The 19,148-nt window shown below is 71.9% G+C and carries 16 protein-coding genes; 7 read left to right on the forward strand and 9 right to left on the reverse strand.

Annotation, left to right across the window (positions count from 1 at the left end; all coding sequences use genetic code 11):
• Window positions 1–53: 53 nt before the first annotated feature.
• Complete coding sequence (locus RDV84_RS02490) at window positions 54–1,046, reverse strand: efflux RND transporter periplasmic adaptor subunit (RefSeq protein ID WP_309152348.1); 993 nt, start codon at window positions 1,044–1,046, stop codon at window positions 54–56.
• Between the two features lie 254 nt (window positions 1,047–1,300).
• On the opposite strand from RDV84_RS02490, the gene RDV84_RS02495 reads away from it, so the two are divergent.
• The 5 genes from RDV84_RS02495 to RDV84_RS02515 all read left to right on the forward strand — a co-directional run bounded on the left by RDV84_RS02495 (window position 1,301) and on the right by RDV84_RS02515 (window position 5,601).
• The gene (locus RDV84_RS02495; RefSeq protein WP_078996772.1) at window positions 1,301–1,984 is read left to right on the forward strand and encodes a TetR/AcrR family transcriptional regulator; all 684 of its coding nucleotides are present in this window, start codon (window positions 1,301–1,303) and stop codon (window positions 1,982–1,984) included.
• Window positions 1,985–2,157: 173 nt separating this feature from the next.
• Window positions 2,158–2,826, forward strand: coding sequence for a protein-L-isoaspartate O-methyltransferase family protein (locus tag RDV84_RS02500; protein WP_057946312.1), 669 nt, complete (start codon window positions 2,158–2,160; stop codon window positions 2,824–2,826).
• Between the two features lie 88 nt (window positions 2,827–2,914).
• Window positions 2,915–4,342, forward strand: coding sequence for a TolC family outer membrane protein (locus RDV84_RS02505; protein ID WP_057946311.1), 1,428 nt, complete (start codon window positions 2,915–2,917; stop codon window positions 4,340–4,342).
• 281 nt (window positions 4,343–4,623) lie between these two features.
• Window positions 4,624–4,899 carry a hypothetical protein gene (locus tag RDV84_RS02510; protein WP_139381862.1) on the forward strand — a complete coding sequence of 92 codons (276 nt, stop codon included), beginning with the start codon at window positions 4,624–4,626 and terminating at the stop codon, window positions 4,897–4,899.
• Window positions 4,900–5,268: 369 nt separating this feature from the next.
• On the forward strand, window positions 5,269–5,601 hold the full coding sequence (locus RDV84_RS02515; protein ID WP_057946309.1) for a hypothetical protein: 333 nt from the start codon (window positions 5,269–5,271) through the stop codon (window positions 5,599–5,601).
• Between the two features lie 441 nt (window positions 5,602–6,042).
• Here the strand turns inward: RDV84_RS02515 and waaA are convergent, their stop codons facing one another.
• Complete coding sequence (waaA, locus tag RDV84_RS02520; protein ID WP_057946308.1) at window positions 6,043–7,338, reverse strand: lipid IV(A) 3-deoxy-D-manno-octulosonic acid transferase; 1,296 nt, start codon at window positions 7,336–7,338, stop codon at window positions 6,043–6,045.
• Between the two features lie 605 nt (window positions 7,339–7,943).
• Between waaA and lpxL the strand changes: the two genes are divergently transcribed.
• Window positions 7,944–8,873 (forward strand): LpxL/LpxP family Kdo(2)-lipid IV(A) lauroyl/palmitoleoyl acyltransferase, encoded by a 930-nt coding sequence (gene lpxL / locus RDV84_RS02525; protein ID WP_309152349.1) that lies wholly within the window; start codon window positions 7,944–7,946, stop codon window positions 8,871–8,873.
• 71 nt (window positions 8,874–8,944) lie between these two features.
• Here the strand turns inward: lpxL and RDV84_RS02530 are convergent, their stop codons facing one another.
• The 6 genes from RDV84_RS02530 to RDV84_RS02555 form a co-directional block, all read right to left on the reverse strand.
• Entirely contained in the window at window positions 8,945–10,255 is a 1,311-nt protein-coding gene (locus tag RDV84_RS02530; protein ID WP_309153671.1) for an O-antigen ligase family protein, read from the reverse strand.
• 58 nt (window positions 10,256–10,313) lie between these two features.
• Window positions 10,314–11,429 carry a glycosyltransferase family 4 protein gene (locus RDV84_RS02535; protein WP_078996768.1) on the reverse strand — a complete coding sequence of 372 codons (1,116 nt, stop codon included), beginning with the start codon at window positions 11,427–11,429 and terminating at the stop codon, window positions 10,314–10,316.
• A gap of 34 nt (window positions 11,430–11,463) precedes the next feature.
• Complete coding sequence (locus RDV84_RS02540; RefSeq protein WP_057946305.1) at window positions 11,464–11,664, reverse strand: zinc-finger domain-containing protein; 201 nt, start codon at window positions 11,662–11,664, stop codon at window positions 11,464–11,466.
• A 253-nt stretch (window positions 11,665–11,917) separates the two neighbouring features.
• Window positions 11,918–12,661 (reverse strand): pirin family protein, encoded by a 744-nt coding sequence (locus RDV84_RS02545; protein ID WP_057946304.1) that lies wholly within the window; start codon window positions 12,659–12,661, stop codon window positions 11,918–11,920.
• Between the two features lie 92 nt (window positions 12,662–12,753).
• Entirely contained in the window at window positions 12,754–13,332 is a 579-nt protein-coding gene (locus RDV84_RS02550; protein WP_123649673.1) for a YceI family protein, read from the reverse strand.
• A gap of 134 nt (window positions 13,333–13,466) precedes the next feature.
• A complete protein-coding gene (locus RDV84_RS02555) occupies window positions 13,467–14,054 on the reverse strand; it encodes a malonic semialdehyde reductase (RefSeq protein ID WP_250446173.1) in 588 nt (195 codons plus the stop codon).
• 162 nt (window positions 14,055–14,216) lie between these two features.
• Between RDV84_RS02555 and RDV84_RS02560 the strand changes: the two genes are divergently transcribed.
• Window positions 14,217–15,143: a mitochondrial fission ELM1 family protein gene (locus RDV84_RS02560; protein WP_309152350.1), complete on the forward strand. Its 927-nt coding sequence runs from the start codon at window positions 14,217–14,219 to the stop codon at window positions 15,141–15,143.
• Between the two features lie 165 nt (window positions 15,144–15,308).
• Here RDV84_RS02560 and glnE read toward each other — a convergent pair whose 3' ends face one another.
• On the reverse strand, window positions 15,309–18,140 hold the full coding sequence (gene glnE, locus RDV84_RS02565) for a bifunctional [glutamate--ammonia ligase]-adenylyl-L-tyrosine phosphorylase/[glutamate--ammonia-ligase] adenylyltransferase (RefSeq protein ID WP_309152351.1): 2,832 nt from the start codon (window positions 18,138–18,140) through the stop codon (window positions 15,309–15,311).
• Between the last annotated feature and the right edge of the window lie 1,008 nt (window positions 18,141–19,148).

Below are 19,148 nucleotides of genomic sequence, written 5' to 3' on the forward strand. Positions count from 1 at the left end.
GCGCGGCGCGCGGCGCGGCGAAGCGTCGGCGCGAGCGGGCGGGGCGGCGGCGTTCACCGCTCCACCGGATGGTTCTCGCGATCCACCGGCGCCACCTTCTGGCCGTCGCGCAGCAGATGGCCGCCGGCCACCACCACCCAGTCGTCCGGGCCCAGACCCGCGCGCACCGGCACCCGCTCGGGGCCGTAGGGCCCGGTCGCGACCGGCTTGAGCTTGACCGTGCCGGTGCGCGGATCGGCGACGAACACCGCACGGCCCTGGCCGGTCTGCTGGACCGCGGCCAGCGGCACGCTCAGGCCCGAGGCGGCGGGGTTGGCCTGGTAGATGCGCGCGCTCTGGCCCAGTTCCAGCGTGCCGGCGGGCGCATCGACGGCGACCCGCGCGGCGTAGGTGCGCGAGGCCGGATCGGCGGCCGGGGCGACTTCGCGCACCCGTCCGGGCCAGCGCTTGCCCGGGATCGACCACAGCTCCACCTGCACCTGCTGGCCCGGCTTGAACGCGGCGATGACGCCTTCGGGCACGGCGAAGGCGACTTCGCGCGCGCCGTCGGCGGCCAGCGCGAACACCTGCTGGCCGGCGGCGACCACCTGCCCGGCCTCGGCGGCGCGCGAGGCGATCACCCCGGCGGCCGGCGCGCGCAACTGGGTGTAGCCCGACTGGTTGCGCGCCACTTCCCAATTGGCCCGGGCCGAATTGAGCTGGCCTTGCGCGGCCTTGGCCTGGGCGTCCTGGGCGTCCTTGGTCGAGCGGCTGACCAACTGGTCCTTGGCCAGTTGCTCGTAGCGGACCTGGTCGGCTCGGGCGCGGGCGTACTCGGCCTCGGCCGCGGCCAGCTGGGCCTGGGCGGCGCGGGTCTGCGCGTCCAGATCGCCGGGATCGAGCACCGCCAGCACCTGCCCGGCGGCCACGTGCGCGCCGACGTCGACCTTGCGCTCGACCAGCTTGCCGCCGACCCGGAACGACAGCGGGCTTTCCTCGCGCGCGCGCACTTCGCCGGCGTAGGCCGAAATCGCGGCGACCGCGCCGCCGGGCTTGGCCACCAGCACCGGCCGCGCGCCCTCAGCGGCGGGCTTGCCGCCGCCGCAAGCGCTCAGGGCCAGGACCAGTGCGGCCGCCGGCCACAGCCGGGCGGAAGCGCCGGCGACGGGAAAGCGGCCTGCGGGACGGACATGACCGAAGCAGGCATGATCTGCGACGGAGGCAGAAAAAATCCGGCTGCGCATTGCGGACGGCCTCTTTGAGAATTAATGTACTTGCCAGTACTGTATAAATATCAAACCCAACAGTCCAGTATTTAAGCATGGTCTCGCCCCGACCCTCCAGCCAAACCGATGCCGCCGGTCAGAAGGCTTCCGCCGCGAAGCCGGCCGGCCCCGGCCGCCCGAAGGACCTGAGCAAGCGCAACGCCATCCTCGAGGCGGCCAAGCGGCTGTTCCTGATCGAGGGCTACGACGGCGTCAGCATGGATCAGATCGCCGCCGAGGCCGGCGTCTCCAAACTCACCGTCTACAGCCATTTCGGCGACAAGGAGACGCTGTTCGCGGCCGCCGTGCGCGCCCATTGCGAGCAGCACCTGCCGGCCCTGCTGTTCGCGCCCGAGCCCGGCACGCCACTGCGCGAGCGCCTGCTGGCGATCGCCCAGGCCTTCTTCGAGATGGCCAGCGCGCCCGAGGCGATCCGCATCCACCGCCTGCTGTGCACCCCGCAACTGGCCCAGTCGCCGCTGACCCGACTGTTCTGGGACGTGGGCCCGCAGCGCCTGCACGAGGAATTCGCCGGTCTGCTGCGCAGCCGGGCCGAGGCCGGCGAACTGGACTTGGCCGACGCCGACACCGCCGCGCGCCAGTTCTTCGCCGTGCTCAAGGGCGAGCCGTACGCCTTGCTGATGCTGGGCTATCCCCTGCCCGGCAAGGCCGAAACCCGCGCCCACCTGGAGGCCTCGGTGGACATGTTCCTGCGCGCCTATGCGCGGCGCGGGGGCTGACCGTGCCGAGCTTGGCGGCGCCCGCGCGCAACGCTAAGTCCCCGGCGTGCCAGGAGTTCTGGTGACTTTCGGCACTGAGCCAGGTTGCCCGGGTGGTTAATTCTTTTTCCGCCGGGCGCGCGCGGTCCCGGTAGAATTCGCGGTTCCCGCGCACGAATTCCGAAGAACCCCCAATGACTACGATCGATTACGCCAAGGCCCGAGAACTGATGGTCGAACAACAGGTTCGGCCCTGGGACGTGCTCGACCCGCGCGTGCTCGACGTGCTGGCGGAGCTGCCGCGCGAGGCGTTCGTCGCCGACGCGCACAAGAACCTCGCCTACGCCGACCTGGCCCTGCCGCTGGCCCACGGCGAGTTCATGATGAAGCCGGTGATGGAAGGCCGCACCCTGCAGTCGCTGGCGGTGGACCCGACCGACGACGTGCTCGAGATCGGCACCGGCAGCGGCTACCTGACCGCCTGCCTGGGCCGCCTGGCGCGCGAAGTGGTGAGCCTGGAGATCCACCCCGACCTCGCCGCGACCGCGCGCCAGCGCCTGGCCGCGCAGACCATCCTCAACGCCCAGGTGGTCGACGCCGACGCGCTGAACTACAGCACCGACCGCCGTTTCAACGCGATCTGCGTCACCGGCGCGGTGTCGCAGATCCCGGCGCAGTGGCTGCAGTGGCTGCAGCCCGGCGGCCGCCTGTTCGTGGTCCGCGGCCGTTCGCCGGCCATGGAAGCGGTGCTGGTCGGCGGCGGCGAGCGCAACGAAGTCAACGCCTCGCGCATCCAGTCGTTGTTCGAAACCGACCTGGCTTACTTGCAAGGCGCCGCGCCCGCGCCCGCCTTCGAGTTCTGACCGTCCTGTCAGTTGTACGTCAGCACCCCGTAAGAGCCCGCGTGCCAGCATGCGGACCCATCAAAACACGCAAGTTCAAGGAAGCCGCATGATTCGCCGTCCGCTCGTTCTTGCCCTCGTCGTCGGCCTGCTGCCCGCGGCCGCGTCGGCCGAAGACCTGCTGCAGACCTACGAACAGGCGCGGCAGAGCGATCCGAGCCTGTCCCAGGCCGAATCCAACCGGCTGGCGACCAAGGAAGGCCGCATCCAGGCGCGCGCGCGTCTGCTGCCCTCGCTGTCGGCCGACGCCAAGCTGACCAAGAGCCGCAGCGAGAGCGTGTACCGCGCCACCCGCAACGGCTCCTCGACCGATCCGGACGACGTCGACATCCCCAACGGCACCGACGTGCGTTCCGACAGCACCAACCGCAGCTACGGCATCAACGCCAGCCAGGTGCTGTTCGACCGTTCGCTGATCAAGAACCTGCAGAGCGAGAACAAGCTCAGCGAAGCGGCCGACTTCACCCTGGAATCGGCCAGCCAGGACCTGATCGTGCGCACCGCGCAGGCCTACTTCAACGTGCTGGTGGCGCTGGAGAACCTGGCCGCCGCCGAAGCCGCCGAGACCGCGCTGCAGAAGCAGTTCGACTACACCACCAAGCGCCTGGAAGTCGGCCTGGCGCCGATCACCGACGTGCACGAAGCGCGCGCCCAGTACGACAACGCGCGCGCGCTGACGATCACCGCGCGCAACACGGTCGAGGACAGCTACCAGGGCCTGAGCCAGATCACCGGCCAGCCGGTGACCACGCTCAAGGCGCTGCCGGCCGACTTCAAGCCGAACCTGCCGGAAACCCGCCAGGTCGACGCCTGGGTCGACAACGCGGTCGCCACCAACCCGGCGCTGCGCGCGCGCAAGCTGGCGGTGGAATCGGCCGACATCGGGGTGGAAACCGCGCGTTCCGGCCACTGGCCGACGCTCAGCCTGACCGGCGGCTACGGCGACAACGCGACCTGGGGCGACACCCACGCGCTCGGCCAGACCTTCGGCCAGCCCGGCAGCGCCAGCCACGGCCCCAGCATCGGCCTGACCTTCTCGGTGCCGCTGTACGCCGGCGGCGCGGTGCAGTCGGGCGTGCGCCAGGCGCTGGCGCGCCGCGACGCCGCCCAGGACCAGTACGAACTCGAACGCCGCCAGTTGGTGCGCAACACCCGCAACGCCTACCAGACCCTGGTCGCCGGCATCAGCGAAGTCGAAGCGCGCCGCCTCGCCGTGGTCTCGGCGCAGGCCGCGTACGACGCCTCGCAGGTCGGCCTGGAAGTGGGCACCCGCACCGTGCTGGACGTGCTCAACAACCAGCGCACGCTGCTGCAGGCGCAGCAGTCTTACGCCCAGTCCAAGTACAACTTCCTGCTCAACCGCCTGCTGCTGGAACAGGCCGCCGGCTCGCTCGACATCGCCGACGTGCAGGACGTCAACCGCCTGCTGACCGCCGAAGCCGCCACCAACCTGGCGCCGCCGCCGACGATGCGCTGACGCGCGGCTGCGCAGCGGGAACGACGAAAAACCGCCGGTCTTCCGGCGGTTTTTCGTTGCGCGCGATTGCGCGGGAATCGGTGGGAGATGCCGCGCGGGAGCGTCTTCAGACGCGTCCGAAAGCGCCGCTATCGCTAGCGTCGTCACGCGCGCGGCCGCCCTCGTCCGATCCGCCGCTGTCCGTGCAGCGCGACGGCGCACAAGAATCGTAGTCGCGGCCCCCACCCGCGCGGCGCCGCCGCTTCGCCACGAAGCGCTTCCTTCCCAGCATGGAGCCGATCATGAACCTGTCCGTCCGCAAACCGCTTTCGCGCCTGGCGTTCGCCGCGCTGCTCGCCGCCTCGTCCGCCGCCGTCGCCGCCGGCAGCTACACCGCGACTGCGTCCTCCAGCGGCCTCACCGAACAAGAAGCCGTCGCCAACGTCAGTCGCGAACTCGTCGCGTACTGCCAAGGCAACGGCGACCGCGCCGGGGCGGTGACCGTCCTCGGCATCCATCCCGACCCTTACAACTATGTGCTCTTCGCCGAAGCCAGCATCGTCTGCCATCGGCAATAAGGCTTCGCCCGCGCGCGCCGTTCGCGGCGCGCGCGATGGCGCCGGGAACGGCGCCGCGCGCGTTCGCGATGCCTGCCTTCGCGATGCATACACCAGCCGCCTGCACGGCGGCTTTTCGTTCGCCGCACAGGCTACGTCGTCGCCGCCGCGCGTCCGGCGGCAGAGCGAAAAAAACGTTCTGATTCGTCTGATTGCACCCGCTTCCGCGCACAGCGTCACAGGCGCCTGGGAAAAGCCCGACGCGCAGCGACAGCGACGGCCGCGCTGCGCGATTAGCTTCGTGAACGGACGCGTCGTCGCCGATCGCGCGGCGCTCCCGGTCGCATCCCTCGGACGCGGCCGCAATCCTCCCAACTCAGGAACGACCTCATGACCCTGCGCACTCTCGTCGCAACCGCCGCCGTGTCCGCCGCGCTGTTCGCCAGCGCCGCCCACGCCCGCACCGTCCGCTTCGACGCCACCAGCCTGGTCCGCGGCAACACCGAAGCCGCCGCGCTCGCCAACGCCAAACAGGCCGCGGTAAACGCCTGCACCGCGCAGGGCGGCAGCGTCGCCGGCCAGCCCAGCGCGAAGATCTTCCGCGTCCTGGGCACCGATCAGGGCGGCGGCGATTTCATCGTCACCAGCTACGAGGCCACCGGTTCGGTCGCCTGCACCAAGGAAGTCCCGGACGGCGACAACAATCAGACCGGCAACTTCTGAGTCGTAAGCCAAGGCAGGCATCGCCTCGATTGCGCCGGCGCGTGCCGGCGCAATCGCTTCGGGCGCTTCGGCAGCGCGCAGCAAGCCATCGCCGGTCGGGCGCGGCGCGGTCGCCGGCGACAACAGACTGCAGTCTGCAGACGCCTCGAGCGTCGCGAAGTTCGTCCGCCGCAACACGGCACGTACGGCCACCGGCGTACGCAGCGACACGGTGCATCGGCAGCCGCCACGCCGACTGCCCGGTCTATCCGAGCTTGCGGCGTCGCCCGCGCATCGGTCGTTCGCCATCGATCGCGCAATGGCGATGGCGCGGCGTCGATCGATCGCCATCCACCGCGCGCCGTCTGTCGCTGATCGTCTATGGCCCGTCGTCTATCGCCCGCCGTCAGCCGCGCGACTTCAGCAACGCGGCTTCAGCAACGCAGCTTCACCGCCACGGCCTCACTGCCGCGGCGGCAACGCCGGCTGCAGCAGCGCCATCGTCCGCGCCAGCGCGCCGCGGCCGGTTTCCACCAGCGCGCGGCCGGCGGCGACCATCTGCGCGCGCTCGGCCGGATCGGCCAGCAGGCGCTCAACCGCCGCTTCGACCTGCTCGGCGTCCTGGCCGATGCGCAGCGCGCCGGCGTCGTCCAGGCGCTGGGCGATCTCGACGAAGTTGTGCAAGTGCGGGCCGGTGACGATGGCGGTGCCGGTCGCGGCCGGTTCGAGCAGGTTGTGGCCGCCGATCGGCTGCAGGCTGCCGCCGACGAAGGCCACATCGGCGCAGGCGTAGAAGCTCATCAGTTCGCCGAGGGTGTCGATCACGAACACGTCGTCGCCCGGCTGCGGCCAGCGCGCGCGCGAGCGCGTGGACACCTGCCAGCCGGCGCTGCGCGCGTTCTCGGCCACCACGCGGAAACGCTCGGGATGGCGCGGCGCCCACAGCAGCAGCAGCCCGGGGAAACGCTCGCGCAGGTGCCGGTGCATCGCCACCGTCACCGCCTCTTCGTCTTCGTGGGTGCTGGCGGCGATCCACACCGGGCGCTCGCCGGTGTGGCGATGGCATTCCTGGGCGAAGTCTTCCAGCGCATCGGGCACGCTGACGTCGAACTTGAGGTTGCCGGTCTCCACCACCTGGCGCGGATCGGCGCCGAGTTCGACGAAGCGCTGGCCGTCGGCGTGCGATTGCGCCGCGACCGTGCGCACCGTGCGCAACGCGCGGCTGACCAGCGGCGCCAGCACCCGATAGCCGCGCAGCGAACGCTCCGATAGGCGCGCGTTGAGGATGTAGGCGGGAATGCCGCGGTCGCGGCAGCCGAACAGCAGGTTCGGCCACAGCTCGGTTTCCATGATCAGCGCCGCGCACGGCTGGTGATGCTTGAGGAAACGGCCGACCGCGCCGGGCAGGTCGTAGGGCAGGTAGACGTGCTCGACCGAATCGCTCCAGGCCGCGCGCGCGCGGTCGGCGCCGGTCGGCGTGATCGTGGTCACCAGCAGGCGCAGGTCCGGGCGGCCGCGGCGCAGCGCGTTGACCAGCGGGATCGCGGCGTTGACCTCGCCGACCGAAACCGCATGCAGCCACAGGGTGCGGGTCTGGGCCGGCCCGCGGTAGACCGCGTAGCGCTCCAGCCAGCCGCGGAAATACGCCGGCTGGCGAAAACCGCGCCAGATCAGGTGATAGACCGTGACCGGAGCCAACAGGTACAGGGCGACCGAATACAGGCCGCGCAACAGGCGCTCGATCAAATCCTTCCGCATGGCGCCAAGGATAAAGGCTGCGGCGGCGGTTCGGGGTGGAGGCGGTGTTCATGAAGCAGATCCGGCGTTTGCGGCCGTCTGCCGTCGGCGCTGTTCGGGCTCCGTCGTTCGGGCTTCGTCGCTCCGGCGAAAACCGCGACCTGGCCGCTTTTGTGGGAGGGGCTTCAGCCCCGATGATCTCCGCTCGGATCGCCGCGTCGCTTCGGACACAAAAGCGTCGGGCCTGAAGGTCCTCCCACAAGAGCGGCGGTTCGCGATTCCCGTCGCGAGTCCGCCGCTGTTTTGCGTTCGCGGTGAGCTGCGGCTCAGGCGCTGCATCAACGGCAACGTCAAAATGGATTCCGGCTTTCGCCGGAACGACGGGGTCGGAACGGCCCGACGGCACGGTGCAGGTATGGACATGGACATGGACGTGGGAGCGGGCGGCGTGGCGATACGGCGACGCCAGGCCATGGTCGCGGTACCCACGCCACGATTTCGCCCAAACCCGCGTCGCCCGATCCCACGTCGCCCCTTCATCGCCCGCCGCGCCACGGGCCACGCCTCGGCGCCGGGCGATGCGTTGCGCTCACGGCATCGCCGCCCGCAGCGAATAAACTATCGCCATGGCCGAACCCGCCCTGCCCCCCCGTCCTTCCCTGCTCTCGCCGCGGCTGTGGCCGATGTGGCTGGCGCTGGCCGCGATGTGCGCCGGCGCGCGCCTGCCGTGGGGCCTGCAGCGCCGGCTCGGCGCGCTGATCGGCGCGTTCGCGCTGCGCGCGGCCGGCACCCGCCGGCGCGCGGCGCAGATCAACCTGAAACTGTGCTTCCCCGAGAAGAGCGAGGCCGAGCGCGAGGTCCTGCTGCGCGAGAGTTTCCGCGACCTCGGCATCGGCTTCTTCGAATTCGCCCGCGCCTGGTGGGGCGGGGTTGAACCGATGCGGCGCACGGTGCGGATCGAAGGCCTGGAGCTGCTCGACGAGGTCCGTGCCGCCGGCCGCGGAGTGCTGATGGTGTCCGGCCACTTCATGACCCTGGAGATGTGCGGCCGGCTGATGTGCGACCGCCTGCCGCTGGCCGGCATGTACCGCAAGCACCGCAATCCGGTGATGGAATGGGCGGTCAAGCGCGGCCGCCTGCGCTACGCCGCGGCAATGTTCACCAACGAAGAGATCCGCCCGGCGATGCGCCACCTCAAGCAGGGCGGCTTCCTGTGGTACGCGCCGGACCAGGACATGCGCGGCAAGGACACCGTGTTCGCGCCGTTCTTCGGCGTGCCGGCGGCGACGATCACCGCCACCCACCAGTTCGCGCGCCTGGCCGGCTGCGCGGTGGTGCCGTTCTTCCATCGCCGCGAAGGCGCCGACTACATCCTGCGCGTCGGCGCGCCGCTGTCGGACTTCCCGTCCAGCGACGCCACCGCCGACAGCGCGCGGGTCAACGCCCAGATCGAAGCGATGGTGCGGCAAGCGCCGAGCCAGTACCTGTGGATCCACCGGCGCTTCAAGCGCCGGCCGGCGGGGATGGTTTCGCCGTATAAGAAACCTGAGGAGTGAGCGTGGAGGAGTGAGGAGTGAGCGAGAGCGGCGACGCAAGCGGCTCTCGCTCACTCCTCACTCCTCCGCGCTCACCCCTCGCTCCTGGGCTGGGCCAGCAGGCTGCCCGCATACAACGCCGCCAGCAGCAGCGTCAGCCCGCCCCAGAAGGTCGAATAGAACGCCAGGTGGGTGTTGAGCGGGAACACCGTCACCGCCAGCGCCACCATCGCCGGGCGCGCGCGTTCGCGCGCCTGCGCGTCGGCGAAGGCCCAGGCGCGCCAGGCCAACGCGGCGCCGGCCAGCCACAGCAGCAGGCCGAACCCGCCGGTTTCGCTGAGCACTTCCAGCAGCAGCTGGTGCGCATGCAGGGCCGGGCCGTCGCCCCAGGACGTGGTCACGCCGGGCATCGGGTCGCAGCCCGGGAAGGCTTCGCGGAAACCGCGCGCGCCGACGCCGTTGAGCGGATGCGCGGCGATCATGCAGCCGGCCGCGCGCCAGATCCGCGCGCGCCCCGACAGCGCGTCGTCGAGGCCGGCCACGTCGGCGCTGACGATGTGCGCGGTGCGCACCAGCCGTTCGTGCACCTGGCTGGAGCTGCGGTCCAGCACCACCAGCGCGAGCAGGCCGCAGGCGAACAACGCCAACAGCTTCTTCCAGCCCAGCAGGCGCCAGCCGCTGAGCAGCAGCACCAGGGCGAAGGTGATCCACGAGGCGCGCGAGCCGGCCAGCACCACCACGATGCCGGTCAGCGCGGTCGCGGTCAGCCAACCGGCGAGGCCGAAGCGGCGGCCGACGGCATAGAGAAGGAACGGCGAGAAGCTGGCGATGACCTGGCCGAGCTTGAGGTTGCACGGGCCGAGCACGCCGCCGAGGCGATCGACCACGGCCAGTTCGCTCGCGGTGCACATGCCGTGCCCGCTGATCGCCTGCTTGGCCGCGTCGATGGCGCGGAACAACGGACTCTCGATCCCGCCGGACAGCGCCTGCAACAGCGCGTCGGCGATCCACAGCGCGAGGATCGCGGCCAATCCGCCGAAGGTGATGTTGCGCCCGCGCCGCGACGCCACCGCCGCGGCGACCAGCCACAGGAACGGCAGATAGCGCAGGTCCACCGCGGCCTCGCGCAGCGCGCGCGCCGGGTCGACCGCGTCGATCGCCGACACCAGTTCGGGCAGCCAGTACGCCGCGAACAGGGCGCTGGTCAGCGCCCAGGCGGCGTCGCTGAGCAGGCGCGGGCCGGTGCGCATGCGGCCCAGCGTCAGCTTCACCAGCATGGTCAGCGCGCCCAGGCTCAACACCGTCTCGGCGAAGCCCGGCGCGAACAGCAAGGCGACATAGGCCAGCACCCAGGCCGGCGCCCAGCGCCAGCCGACGATCTCCTGCGGCGGCGGCGCGCGCATCGCGCCGACCGCGTCCGCGGCGAACGACGCGGACGCGCCCGGCGACGGCGCGGCCGGCTCAGGCATCGACGAGTTCGGCATAGACGGCAAGCGTGGCCTCCTGCATGGCGCGCAGGGAAAACGCCATCGTATCCACTGGCGCGGGCGCATGCGTTAGCAATTCGCAAGCGCCGCGCTTGAGCGCGAGCGGATCGAACGCCGCGACCGCGCCGCGCGGCTGCAGGCGCGCCAGCAGTTCGCCGACGCCGCCGTGGTTCCAGCCCAGCACCGGCCGGCCGCAGGCCAGCGCCTCGACCACGGTGCGGCCGAACGCCTCGGGCTTGCGCGAGAGTTGCAGCACCAGGTCGCTGGCGGCGTAGGCGCGCGCGATCGCGTCGGTCGGCGCGGTGAAGGCGACCGCGTCGGCGATGCCCAGGCCTTGCGCGAACCGCTGCATTTCCTCGATGTAGTCCTCGCGCCCGGGCTCGCGCGCGCCCGGCAGCCACAGCCGCGCATCGATGCCGTCGGCGCGCACGTCGGCCAACAGTTGCAGGCCGTCGGCATGGCCTTTCAAGCGCGTGCCGCGGCCGGGCAGCAACAGCAGCGGGCCGTCGCCGGCGAGCTGCGGATGCTGCGCCGCGGCCCAGGCGCGCGCGTCGCGGTCGGGCCACGGCGCGCGCGGGAACGCGGCCGGGTCGATCCCGCGCGGCACCACCCGCAGCGTGGCCGGATCGGTGTCGGGATAGTGTTGGAGCACGTAGTCGCGGACGGTGTCGGACACGCAGATCACGCGTTCGCCGCGGGTCATCACCTGGCTGTAGCGCGACGGCGAGTTGAGCCCGTGCACCGTGGTCACCAGCGCCGGCCGCGCGCCGTCGGGCAGGCCGCGCCAGGCCAGCAGACCGACCCAGGCCGGCAGTCGCGAGCGCAGGTGCAGCAGGTCCACGCCCAGTTCGGTCATCAGCCGGCGCAGCTTGAAGGCATGCAGCAAGGTCGACGGCGACTTGCGCCCGATCGGCAGCTCGATGTGCTCGGCGCCGAGTTGCAGCAGCCGCGGCACCAGCCGGCCGCCGGCGGAGACCACGATCGCGCGATGGCCGGCGCGCACCAGCGCGTCGGCGATTTCCAGGGTGGAACGTTCGACGCCGCCGGATTCCAGCGCCGGCAGCAACTGCATCGCCGTCAGCCGGCGCATGGGAGTCGGCTGCGGCGAAGTCATGGCGGCGAGGTCAGTCGACCAGGGTGTAGTGCGCGCCGCAGTACGGGCACTGGCACTCGCGCTCGGCCTCGATCGGCAGGTACACGCGCGGATGCGAGTTCCACAGCGCCATCGACGGCAGCGGGCAGCTCAGCGGCAGGTCGGCGCGGGTCACGGTGTAGCGCTGATCGGCGTTGGCCTGGGTGGGGTGGGCGTTGGCTGCGGTGGTCATGGGGCACGACGGGTGGCGACGCGGGCAGGCATTTTAGCAGCGTGGGCGCGGCGGCGCGTGTACGCGGCCGCGCCAGCGGCGGCGAGGCCGCGGCGACGCGGGGTTGGCGCCAGACGCGGACAAGCGCTGCGGACGCGTTGGGCCGCGCCGGGCCGGAGGTTTGCCGCAGCGAGGCGCCGTGTCAGGCCGTATTGGGTCGTCCCGGGCCGTTACGCGCCGGACACTGCGACGGCAACGCCGGCAAGGCCCGCGATCAGCCCGGCGGCGGCAGCTCCAGCAGCAGCGCCTGCGCGCCGCGCTCGCCGGCGGTCAGCGCCAGTTCGCCGGTTTCGGCGACCAGGCCGAGCGCATCGCCGGCGGCCAGCGCGCGGCCGTCGGCGCGGACCTCGCCGGCCACGATCTGCAGCCAGTACGCGCGGCCGGCGTCGAGCGCGCGGCGCAGGTCCGCGCCGGCCGCGAGCGCGGCGGTGAACAGCCGCAGGTCCTGCCGCACCGGCACTCCGCCTTCGCCGCCGTCGCGCGACGCGCGCAGGACCCAGCCGCCCGCGTCCGCGGCCGGCGCCGCCGACAGCGCGTACGCGGGCCGGGCGTTGAGCCGGTCGGGCTGGATCCAGATCTGCAGGAACCGCAGCGGCGCGTCGGCCGCGGCGTTGAACGCGCGATGGCGCATGCCGTGGCCGGCGCCGAGCCACTGCAGCTCGCCGGCGCGCACCGCGCCCGTGACGATGTCGCCCTCGGCGGCCTCGCCGAACTCAGAACCGGCCGCGCCTTCGAAGCCCATCGCGCCTTCCAGCACGTAGCTGAAGACGTCCATGTTGGCGTGGCGATGCACGGCCAGGCCGGCGCCGGGCTCGGCGCGGACTTCGCGCAACACGCGCAACGCGCCGAACCCCATCCACGCCGGGTCGTAGTAACCGCCCGAGGAGAACGTGTGCAGGCTGTCGCTGCCGTCGGCCGGGACGCGGCCGCGCTCGCGGGAAAGGCGTTGGATGATCATCGCGGCATTTTAGCGCGCAACGCGGCGTGCTTCGGGCCGCTAAAACGCGAACGGCGCCGCCCGCGGGCGACGCCGTTCGCAAGCGGAGCCGCTTACTTCTTCGGCACGATCGCTTCGGTGGTGATGCGGATCTTGACCTCGTCGCTGACGTTGGGCACGTACTTGCCGATGCCGAACTCGCTGCGCTTGAGCGTGGTGGTGGCGTCGAAGCCGGCCGCGGCGCGCTTGGCCATCGGCTGCTCGCCGATCTTGTTGATGTTCACGTCCAGCACCGCCGGCTTGGTCACGCCGTGCACGGTCAGGTCGCCGGTGACCTTGAGCTTGTTGGCGCCGGCGGCTTCGACCTTGGTGCTCTTGAAGGTGATGTTCGGGTACTTGGCGGCGTCGAAGAAATCGGCGCTCTTGAGGTGTTCGTCGAAATCGCCGACGTGCGAGGCCAGGCCGTCGAGCGGGATGGTCACCTGCACCGAGGACGCCGCGGGCTTGGCCTGGTCGTAGGTGATGGTGCCGTCGACCTTGCCGAAGTGGGCGATCGGGTTGGAGAAGCCGAAGTGGCTCCAGCTGGCGATCACGTCGGTGTGGTTGGGGTCGATCTTGTAGGTCACCGGGGCGGCGGTGGCGGCGCCGGCGAAAGCCAGGCCCAGGGCGGCGGCGAGCAGGATGCGCTTCATTGGAGAACTCCTCGGAATGTCGTCGGGTGGACGCTGGTCGTTGTAGGTGTCGCGGTGTTGCGGGGGAACCACTATCGCCCGGCCCGCGCCGCGCCAGGGCGGCGGCGGCGCGGAACCGTGCCGGCGCGCACGCATCACTCGATGCGCGCGGCCTCGTCGAACGGCAGCCGCGGCGAGCGCGGGAACAGCTTGTCGTGGTCGCCGTGGCCCAGGTTGATCAGGAAGTTGGACTTGATCTTGGTACCGGCGAAGAAGGCCTCGTCGACCTTGGCGTTGTCGAAGCCCGACATCGCGCCGGTGTCCAGGCCCAGCGAGCGCGCGGCCAGGATCAGGTAGGCGCCCTGCAGGCTGCCGTTGCGGAACGCGGTGACGTTGATCGCCGCGTCGTTGCCGGCGAACCAGCTGCGCGCGTCGTCGTGCGGGAACAGGTACGGCAGCTTTTCGTAGAACTCCAGATCGTGGGCGACGATCACGGTGACCGGCGCGGCCATGGTCTTGGCCAGGTTGCCTTCCGACAGGGCCGGGCGCAGCTTTTCCTTGGCCTGCGGGGACTTCACGAACACGAACCGCGCCGGCGAGCCGTTGGCGCTGGTCGGGCCCCACTTGGTCAGGTCGTAGAGCTGGCGCAGCGTCTCGTCGCTGATCTCGCCGCCGAGCACGTTGTGGGTGCGGGCGCTGCGGAACAGCTGATCGAGGGCGTCGTCGGGAAGGGCCTTGGACATCGTCTTCTCCATGGGGCTGCCAAGCTGGGGCAAGTGATCGGGAGACGGAAGTGTAGAGTCTCGACCCGGCCGCTAAATCGACACTCCCGGAACGGATTACCCGCATCTGTGCAACGAAACGGCATTTCGGCGAAGAATGACGCCACTACTGCAACCTGGCTGTTGACCGACGGCCTCGCCGGCAACCAACGCCAGGCCTCCGCCCTGGCCCTGGCCCTGGGGCGCCCGGCCCGGCCCTGGGTGCTGCAACCGCGGGCGCCGTGGCGCTGGGCCTCGCCGCGACGGCTGCCGGGCGCCGATCGCGCCTTCGGCGAGGACTTCGCCCAGGCCTTGCGGGGCGAGCGCCCGGAACTCGTCATCGGCTGCGGCCGCCAGGCCGCGCTGGCGACCCGGCTGATGCGCGACACCGGCGCGCGCGCGGTGCAGATCCTCGACCCGCGCATCCCGCCCGGTCACTGGGACCTGGTGATCGCGCCCGAGCACGACGGCCTGCGCGGCCCCAACGTGATCACCCTGCTCGGCAGCCTCAACCCGGTCGACGACCTGTGGCTGGCCGGCGCGCGCAAGACCTTCCCCGCCTTCGGCCGACTGCCCGGCCCGCGCACCGCGCTGCTGCTGGGCGGCTCCAGCGCCCACGCCCGTTTCGACCGCGCCGCCTTCGACGCGCTGGCCTCGCGCCTGCAGGCCCAGCTCGAACGCGAGGGCGGCAGCCTGCTGGCGACGACCTCGCGGCGTACCCCGGCGGAGATCCGCGCGCGCCTGCGCGAACGGCTGGCGTCGCTGCCGCAGGTGTCGTGGTACGAACCCGGCGAAGGCGCCAACCCCTACCCCGGCCTGCTCGGCTGGGCCGACCGCATCGTCTGCACCGCCGACTCGGTCAACATGCTGTCCGAGGCCGCGGCCACGCGCGCGCCGTTGTTCGTGTTCGGCATCGACCGGGTCGAAGGCCGGCCGCGGCGCTTCGTCGACAGCCTGATCGGCCTGCGCCGCGCGCATGCGTTCGATCCGCACTTGCGGCCGTTTCCGGTGGAGCCGCTGCGCGAGACGGCGCGGGTGGCGGCGATGGTGACGGCGCGGCTGGGCGTGTGATCGCGAGCGGCGCGGCGGCCTGAGACAAGAGCGTCGGGACTGAAGTCCCTCCCACAAGAGCCGAAGTCCGTTCCACAAGAGCCGGCGCAGGGCGGCGACGGCTCCTGTGGGAGGGACTTCAGTCCCGATGCGTTCCGCTCCGATCGCCGCGCCCGGCCCGCCCGATCACCCCTCGCGCAACCCGAACCGCACCATCGCCGCGCCGATCGCCGCGCGCGCCTGCGCGATCCCGGCCGTCTCCGCCACCCGCCGCGGGCGCCGGTCCAAAGTGCATTCCAGCCCCGCCGCCAGCAGCGCCAGATGCGCGCCGCGCAAACCCGCCGCGGTGTCCGCCTCCAGCGCACCGGCGCGTTCGGCCGCCTCGATCAAGCCCGGCGTATCGCGCGGCGCCAGCAGCGCCGGCGCGCGCGCGCTGTCGCGCAGCACCAGGTATTGCAACAGGAATTCCAGGTCGACCAGCCCGCCCTCGCCCTGCTTAAGGTCGAAGAACGCCGCGTCGCTGCGGTCGAGTTCGGCGCGCATGCGCGCGCGCATCGCGGCGACGTCGCCGCGCAGCTTGCCGCCGTCGCGCGCGCGGGTCAGGGTGCGCGCGCGGACTTGCTCGAAACGCTCGCCCAGGCCGGCATCGCCGGCGATGAAGCGCGCGCGCACCAGCGCCTGGTGTTCCCAGGTCCAGGCGCGCTCGTCCTGGTACTCGCTGAAGCTCGCCAGCGACGACACCAGCAGGCCCTTGGCGCCGTCCGGGCGCAGCCGCACGTCGACGTCGAACAGACGCCCGGCCGCGGTCACCGCGCCGAGCAGGGCGACGATCTTCTGCGCCAGCCGCGCGAACCAGCGCGGCGCGTCGAGCGCGCGCGCACCGTCGGACGCGGCGCCGCCCTCGACCGCGGGCGCCTCGTACAAAAACACCAGATCCAGGTCCGAACCGAAGCCCAGTTCCTCGCCGCCGAGGCTGCCGTAACCGAGCACGGCGAAGCGCGCGCCGGGCACCCGGCCGTGCGCGGCGGCGACTTCGGCCTGCGCCATCGCCAGCACCTGCGCCACCACCGCGTCGGCCAGCCACGCCAGTTGCCGCGCGCTGTCCTCGGCCGACTGGCGGCCGTCGCGCAGGGCCATGGCGATGCGGAAGCTCAACGCCTGGCGGGTTTCGTTGATCGCCTGCAAGGCTTCCTCGACATCGCCGCTGGCATCGAAGCCGGCGCAGGCGGCGAGCAGTTCCTCGCGGTCCGGCAACGGCCCGGCGACGCGCGCATCGAGCAGTTCGTCCAGCAACAACGGATGCGAGGCCAGCCGCTCGGCCAGCAACGCGCTGCGCGAGACCACTTCGACCAATCGCGACAGCGCCGCCGGCTGTTCGTCGAGCAAGGCCAGATAGGCGCTGCGGCGCAGCACGTTGTGCAGCAACGCGAGCAGGCGCTTGAGCGCGAGCATCGGCTGGCTCGACGCCGCCGCGGCCTGGAGCAGCGCCGGCAGCACCCGGTCCAGGCGCGCGCGCGCCGCGTCGGACAGGCCGCGCACGCCGGGGCTGCGGGCGAAATCGCGCAGCGCCGCGTCGGCATCGCCGGCGGCGTCGAAGCCCGCGTCCAACAGCGCCTGCGCCTCGCCGGCCTCCGGCAGCGCGCGCCAGTACGCGGTCAGCGCGTCGGGCGCGGCGCGGCGGCGGCGCGGCGCCAGCAGCGCGTCGAATTCGGCGGTGATGCGTTCGCGGCGGCGCTCCAGCTCGGCGCGCAGCGCGTCCCAGTCGGCGTAGTCCAGGCCGGCGGCGATGCGCGCGCGCTCGGCCTCGCCGCCGGGCAACGCATGAGTCTGCGCGTCGCGCAGCATCTGCAGGCGGTTCTCCAGCCGGCGCAGGAAACGGTAATCGTCGGCCAGCGCGTCGCCGGCGTCCTCGCCGATCTGGCGCTGCGCGACCAGCGCGTCCAGCGCCGGCAACAGGCGGCGGCCGCGCAGTTCGGCCTCGCGGCCGCCGCGGATCAGCTGCAGCGCCTGGACCAGGAACTCGATCTCGCGGATGCCGCCGGGCCCGCGCTTGATGTCGTCGGCCAGCTCTTTGCGCGCGACCTCGGCGCTGATCGCCGCTTTCATCGCGCGCAGGCCGTCGAGCGCGCCGAAATCGAGATAGCGCCGATACACGAACGGCCGCAGCGCATCGACGAAGCGTTCGCCGGCGTCGAGATCGCCGGCCACCGGCCGCGCCTTCTGCCAGGCGTAACGTTCCCAGTCGCGGCCTTCGCGCTGGAAATACTGCTCCATCGCCGCGAACGACCACGCCACCCGGCCGGCGTTGCCGTACGGGCGCAGGCGCAGGTCGACGCGATGGCTGAAGCCTTCGGCGGTGAGTTCGTCGAGCAGCCGCGCCAACTGCTGGCCTAGCTTGGCGAAGTAGCTCTCCGCGTCGAGCGCGCGCGCCGGGTCGCGGCCGTCGAATTCGGTGCTGCCATCGTGCTCGTAGGCGTAGACCAGATCGACGTCGGAACTGAAATTGAGCTCGCCGCCGCCGAGCTTGCCCAGGCCGAACACCACCAGCCGCACGCGTTCGCCGGCGGGCGTGCGCAGCGCGCCGTAGCGGCGCTCGAACTCGTCTTCGAGCGCGTCGTGGGCCAGGCGCAGGCAGGTTTCGGCCAGTTCGGTGCTGCCGCGCAAGGTGTCGCCGACCGCGTCCAGGCCGAGCGCGTCGCGCCAGATCAGCCGGGTCGAACCGGCGGCGCGGTAGCGGCGCAGGCGCGTGGCCCAATCGGCGCGACCTTCGGCGTCCAGCTGCGGCGGCAGCGGCGCGGCGCCGTCGTCGGCGGCCAGCGCGAGCAGCAGCGCGGGCTGGCGCGCGAGCGTGTCGATGGCGAAGTCGCTGACCACCGCCACGCGCGCCACGCGCGCGGCCAAGGCCGGGTCTTCGAGCGCGGCGCGCGCATCGTCGGAGGCGTTGCGCAGGCGCGCGAGCGCGCGTTCGGTCAGGGCGGAGAAGTCGGCGACGGGAGCGGCGGGGACGGAAGCATGCATGCGCCGGATGATCGCATGGCGCCGCGGGTGGCCTTGGATCGAAGCCTCTTCGCAGGGCGTGCGCCGAAGCCGCCGCGCGTTCGTCCGGCGCGCACGCGAGGCGACCGCGCCGGCCCGCCCGTGTGGACGCTGCGCGCCCGATCGCGCGAAGCTGCGGATAAAAAAGCCGGGCAATAAAAAAGCCCGCTTCCGGATGAACCGGTTGCGGGCTTGCTCCCTCCCCCACGTCGGGATGCGGGCTGATCGTGAAGGAACCGTTAGGGGCTTTGCACGCTGCACTGCAAAACAGAACTTGCCGGTTCATTTGAAACGCTCTCGCGCAAAACCGCCCGCCAACGCGAAAACCTTGCGGCGCAAGGTTTGTTACCGATGACAGGTGAAACCCCGATCAGACCTCGGGCGAACCGCCGCGCGCTGTTCGCCGAAACCTGAATAGGGAGTGGCCGCGCGATTTGCGCTAAACCGCATTCCGCCCGTGGCGCTCGTCGCAGGCGATTCGTGCCCCAGGCCGCAGCCGCGCGGCTCGGGTGTCGCTCGGTGCCTGCCCGGCTCGGCTTGTCCGGCGCGGCTTGCTCGGGTAGGTCGCGCCCGCGGCGAGCGGGCGTTCGAGCCGACCGATGCGCTCGCGCCAGCGATCCTCTGCATCGGGATGCCGGATTGGAATGCCGCGCGTCGGCGCAGCATCCCGCCACGACCGCGCGCGTCGCGAACGCCCCGTGGCCTCGCAGCGAAAGCGCAAGCGGCGAACACGCATGGCCGCGTTAGCTCGCGCACCGCAGCGCGCGTCGGTCGCACGGCGCAACGCTGCGCCGCGCGTTGTCGTCGCGATCGGCGACAGCGCTCGCCTCCTCCCGCGCGCGATGCCGCCGCATGCCGCGAACGACGCCCACCCCGGACCTCGCACCCGACTGCGCAGCGGCCCATCGCGCTGTCCTGCCGCACCGGCTTTCACCGTTCATCAAGCGAGCGCGAACGGCCGCCGCGACGCGACGGCCCGCACTCGATGCC

It is taken from the genome of Lysobacter yananisis (genome assembly GCF_031199375.1).
GTDB lineage: Bacteria > Pseudomonadota > Gammaproteobacteria > Xanthomonadales > Xanthomonadaceae > Lysobacter > Lysobacter yananisis.

What these genes read in the sequence shown, in the direction of transcription:
- RDV84_RS02495 (WP_078996772.1), top strand. Translation starts at nt 1,301, where the DNA reads ATGGTCTCGCCCCGACCCTCCAGCCAAACCGATGCCGCCGGTCAGAAG.
- RDV84_RS02500 (WP_057946312.1), top strand. Translation starts at nt 2,158, where the DNA reads ATGACTACGATCGATTACGCCAAGGCCCGAGAACTGATGGTCGAACAA.
- RDV84_RS02505 (WP_057946311.1), top strand. Translation starts at nt 2,915, where the DNA reads ATGATTCGCCGTCCGCTCGTTCTTGCCCTCGTCGTCGGCCTGCTGCCC.
- RDV84_RS02510 (WP_139381862.1), top strand. Translation starts at nt 4,624, where the DNA reads ATGAACCTGTCCGTCCGCAAACCGCTTTCGCGCCTGGCGTTCGCCGCG.
- RDV84_RS02515 (WP_057946309.1), top strand. Translation starts at nt 5,269, where the DNA reads ATGACCCTGCGCACTCTCGTCGCAACCGCCGCCGTGTCCGCCGCGCTG.
- waaA (WP_057946308.1), bottom strand. Translation starts at nt 7,338, where the DNA reads ATGCGGAAGGATTTGATCGAGCGCCTGTTGCGCGGCCTGTATTCGGTC.
- lpxL (WP_309152349.1), top strand. Translation starts at nt 7,944, where the DNA reads ATGGCCGAACCCGCCCTGCCCCCCCGTCCTTCCCTGCTCTCGCCGCGG.
- RDV84_RS02530 (WP_309153671.1), bottom strand. Translation starts at nt 10,255, where the DNA reads ATGCGCGCGCCGCCGCCGCAGGAGATCGTCGGCTGGCGCTGGGCGCCG.
- RDV84_RS02535 (WP_078996768.1), bottom strand. Translation starts at nt 11,429, where the DNA reads ATGCGCCGGCTGACGGCGATGCAGTTGCTGCCGGCGCTGGAATCCGGC.
- RDV84_RS02540 (WP_057946305.1), bottom strand. Translation starts at nt 11,664, where the DNA reads ATGACCACCGCAGCCAACGCCCACCCCACCCAGGCCAACGCCGATCAG.
- RDV84_RS02545 (WP_057946304.1), bottom strand. Translation starts at nt 12,661, where the DNA reads ATGATCATCCAACGCCTTTCCCGCGAGCGCGGCCGCGTCCCGGCCGAC.
- RDV84_RS02550 (WP_123649673.1), bottom strand. Translation starts at nt 13,332, where the DNA reads ATGAAGCGCATCCTGCTCGCCGCCGCCCTGGGCCTGGCTTTCGCCGGC.
- RDV84_RS02555 (WP_250446173.1), bottom strand. Translation starts at nt 14,054, where the DNA reads ATGTCCAAGGCCCTTCCCGACGACGCCCTCGATCAGCTGTTCCGCAGC.
- glnE (WP_309152351.1), bottom strand. Translation starts at nt 18,140, where the DNA reads ATGCATGCTTCCGTCCCCGCCGCTCCCGTCGCCGACTTCTCCGCCCTG.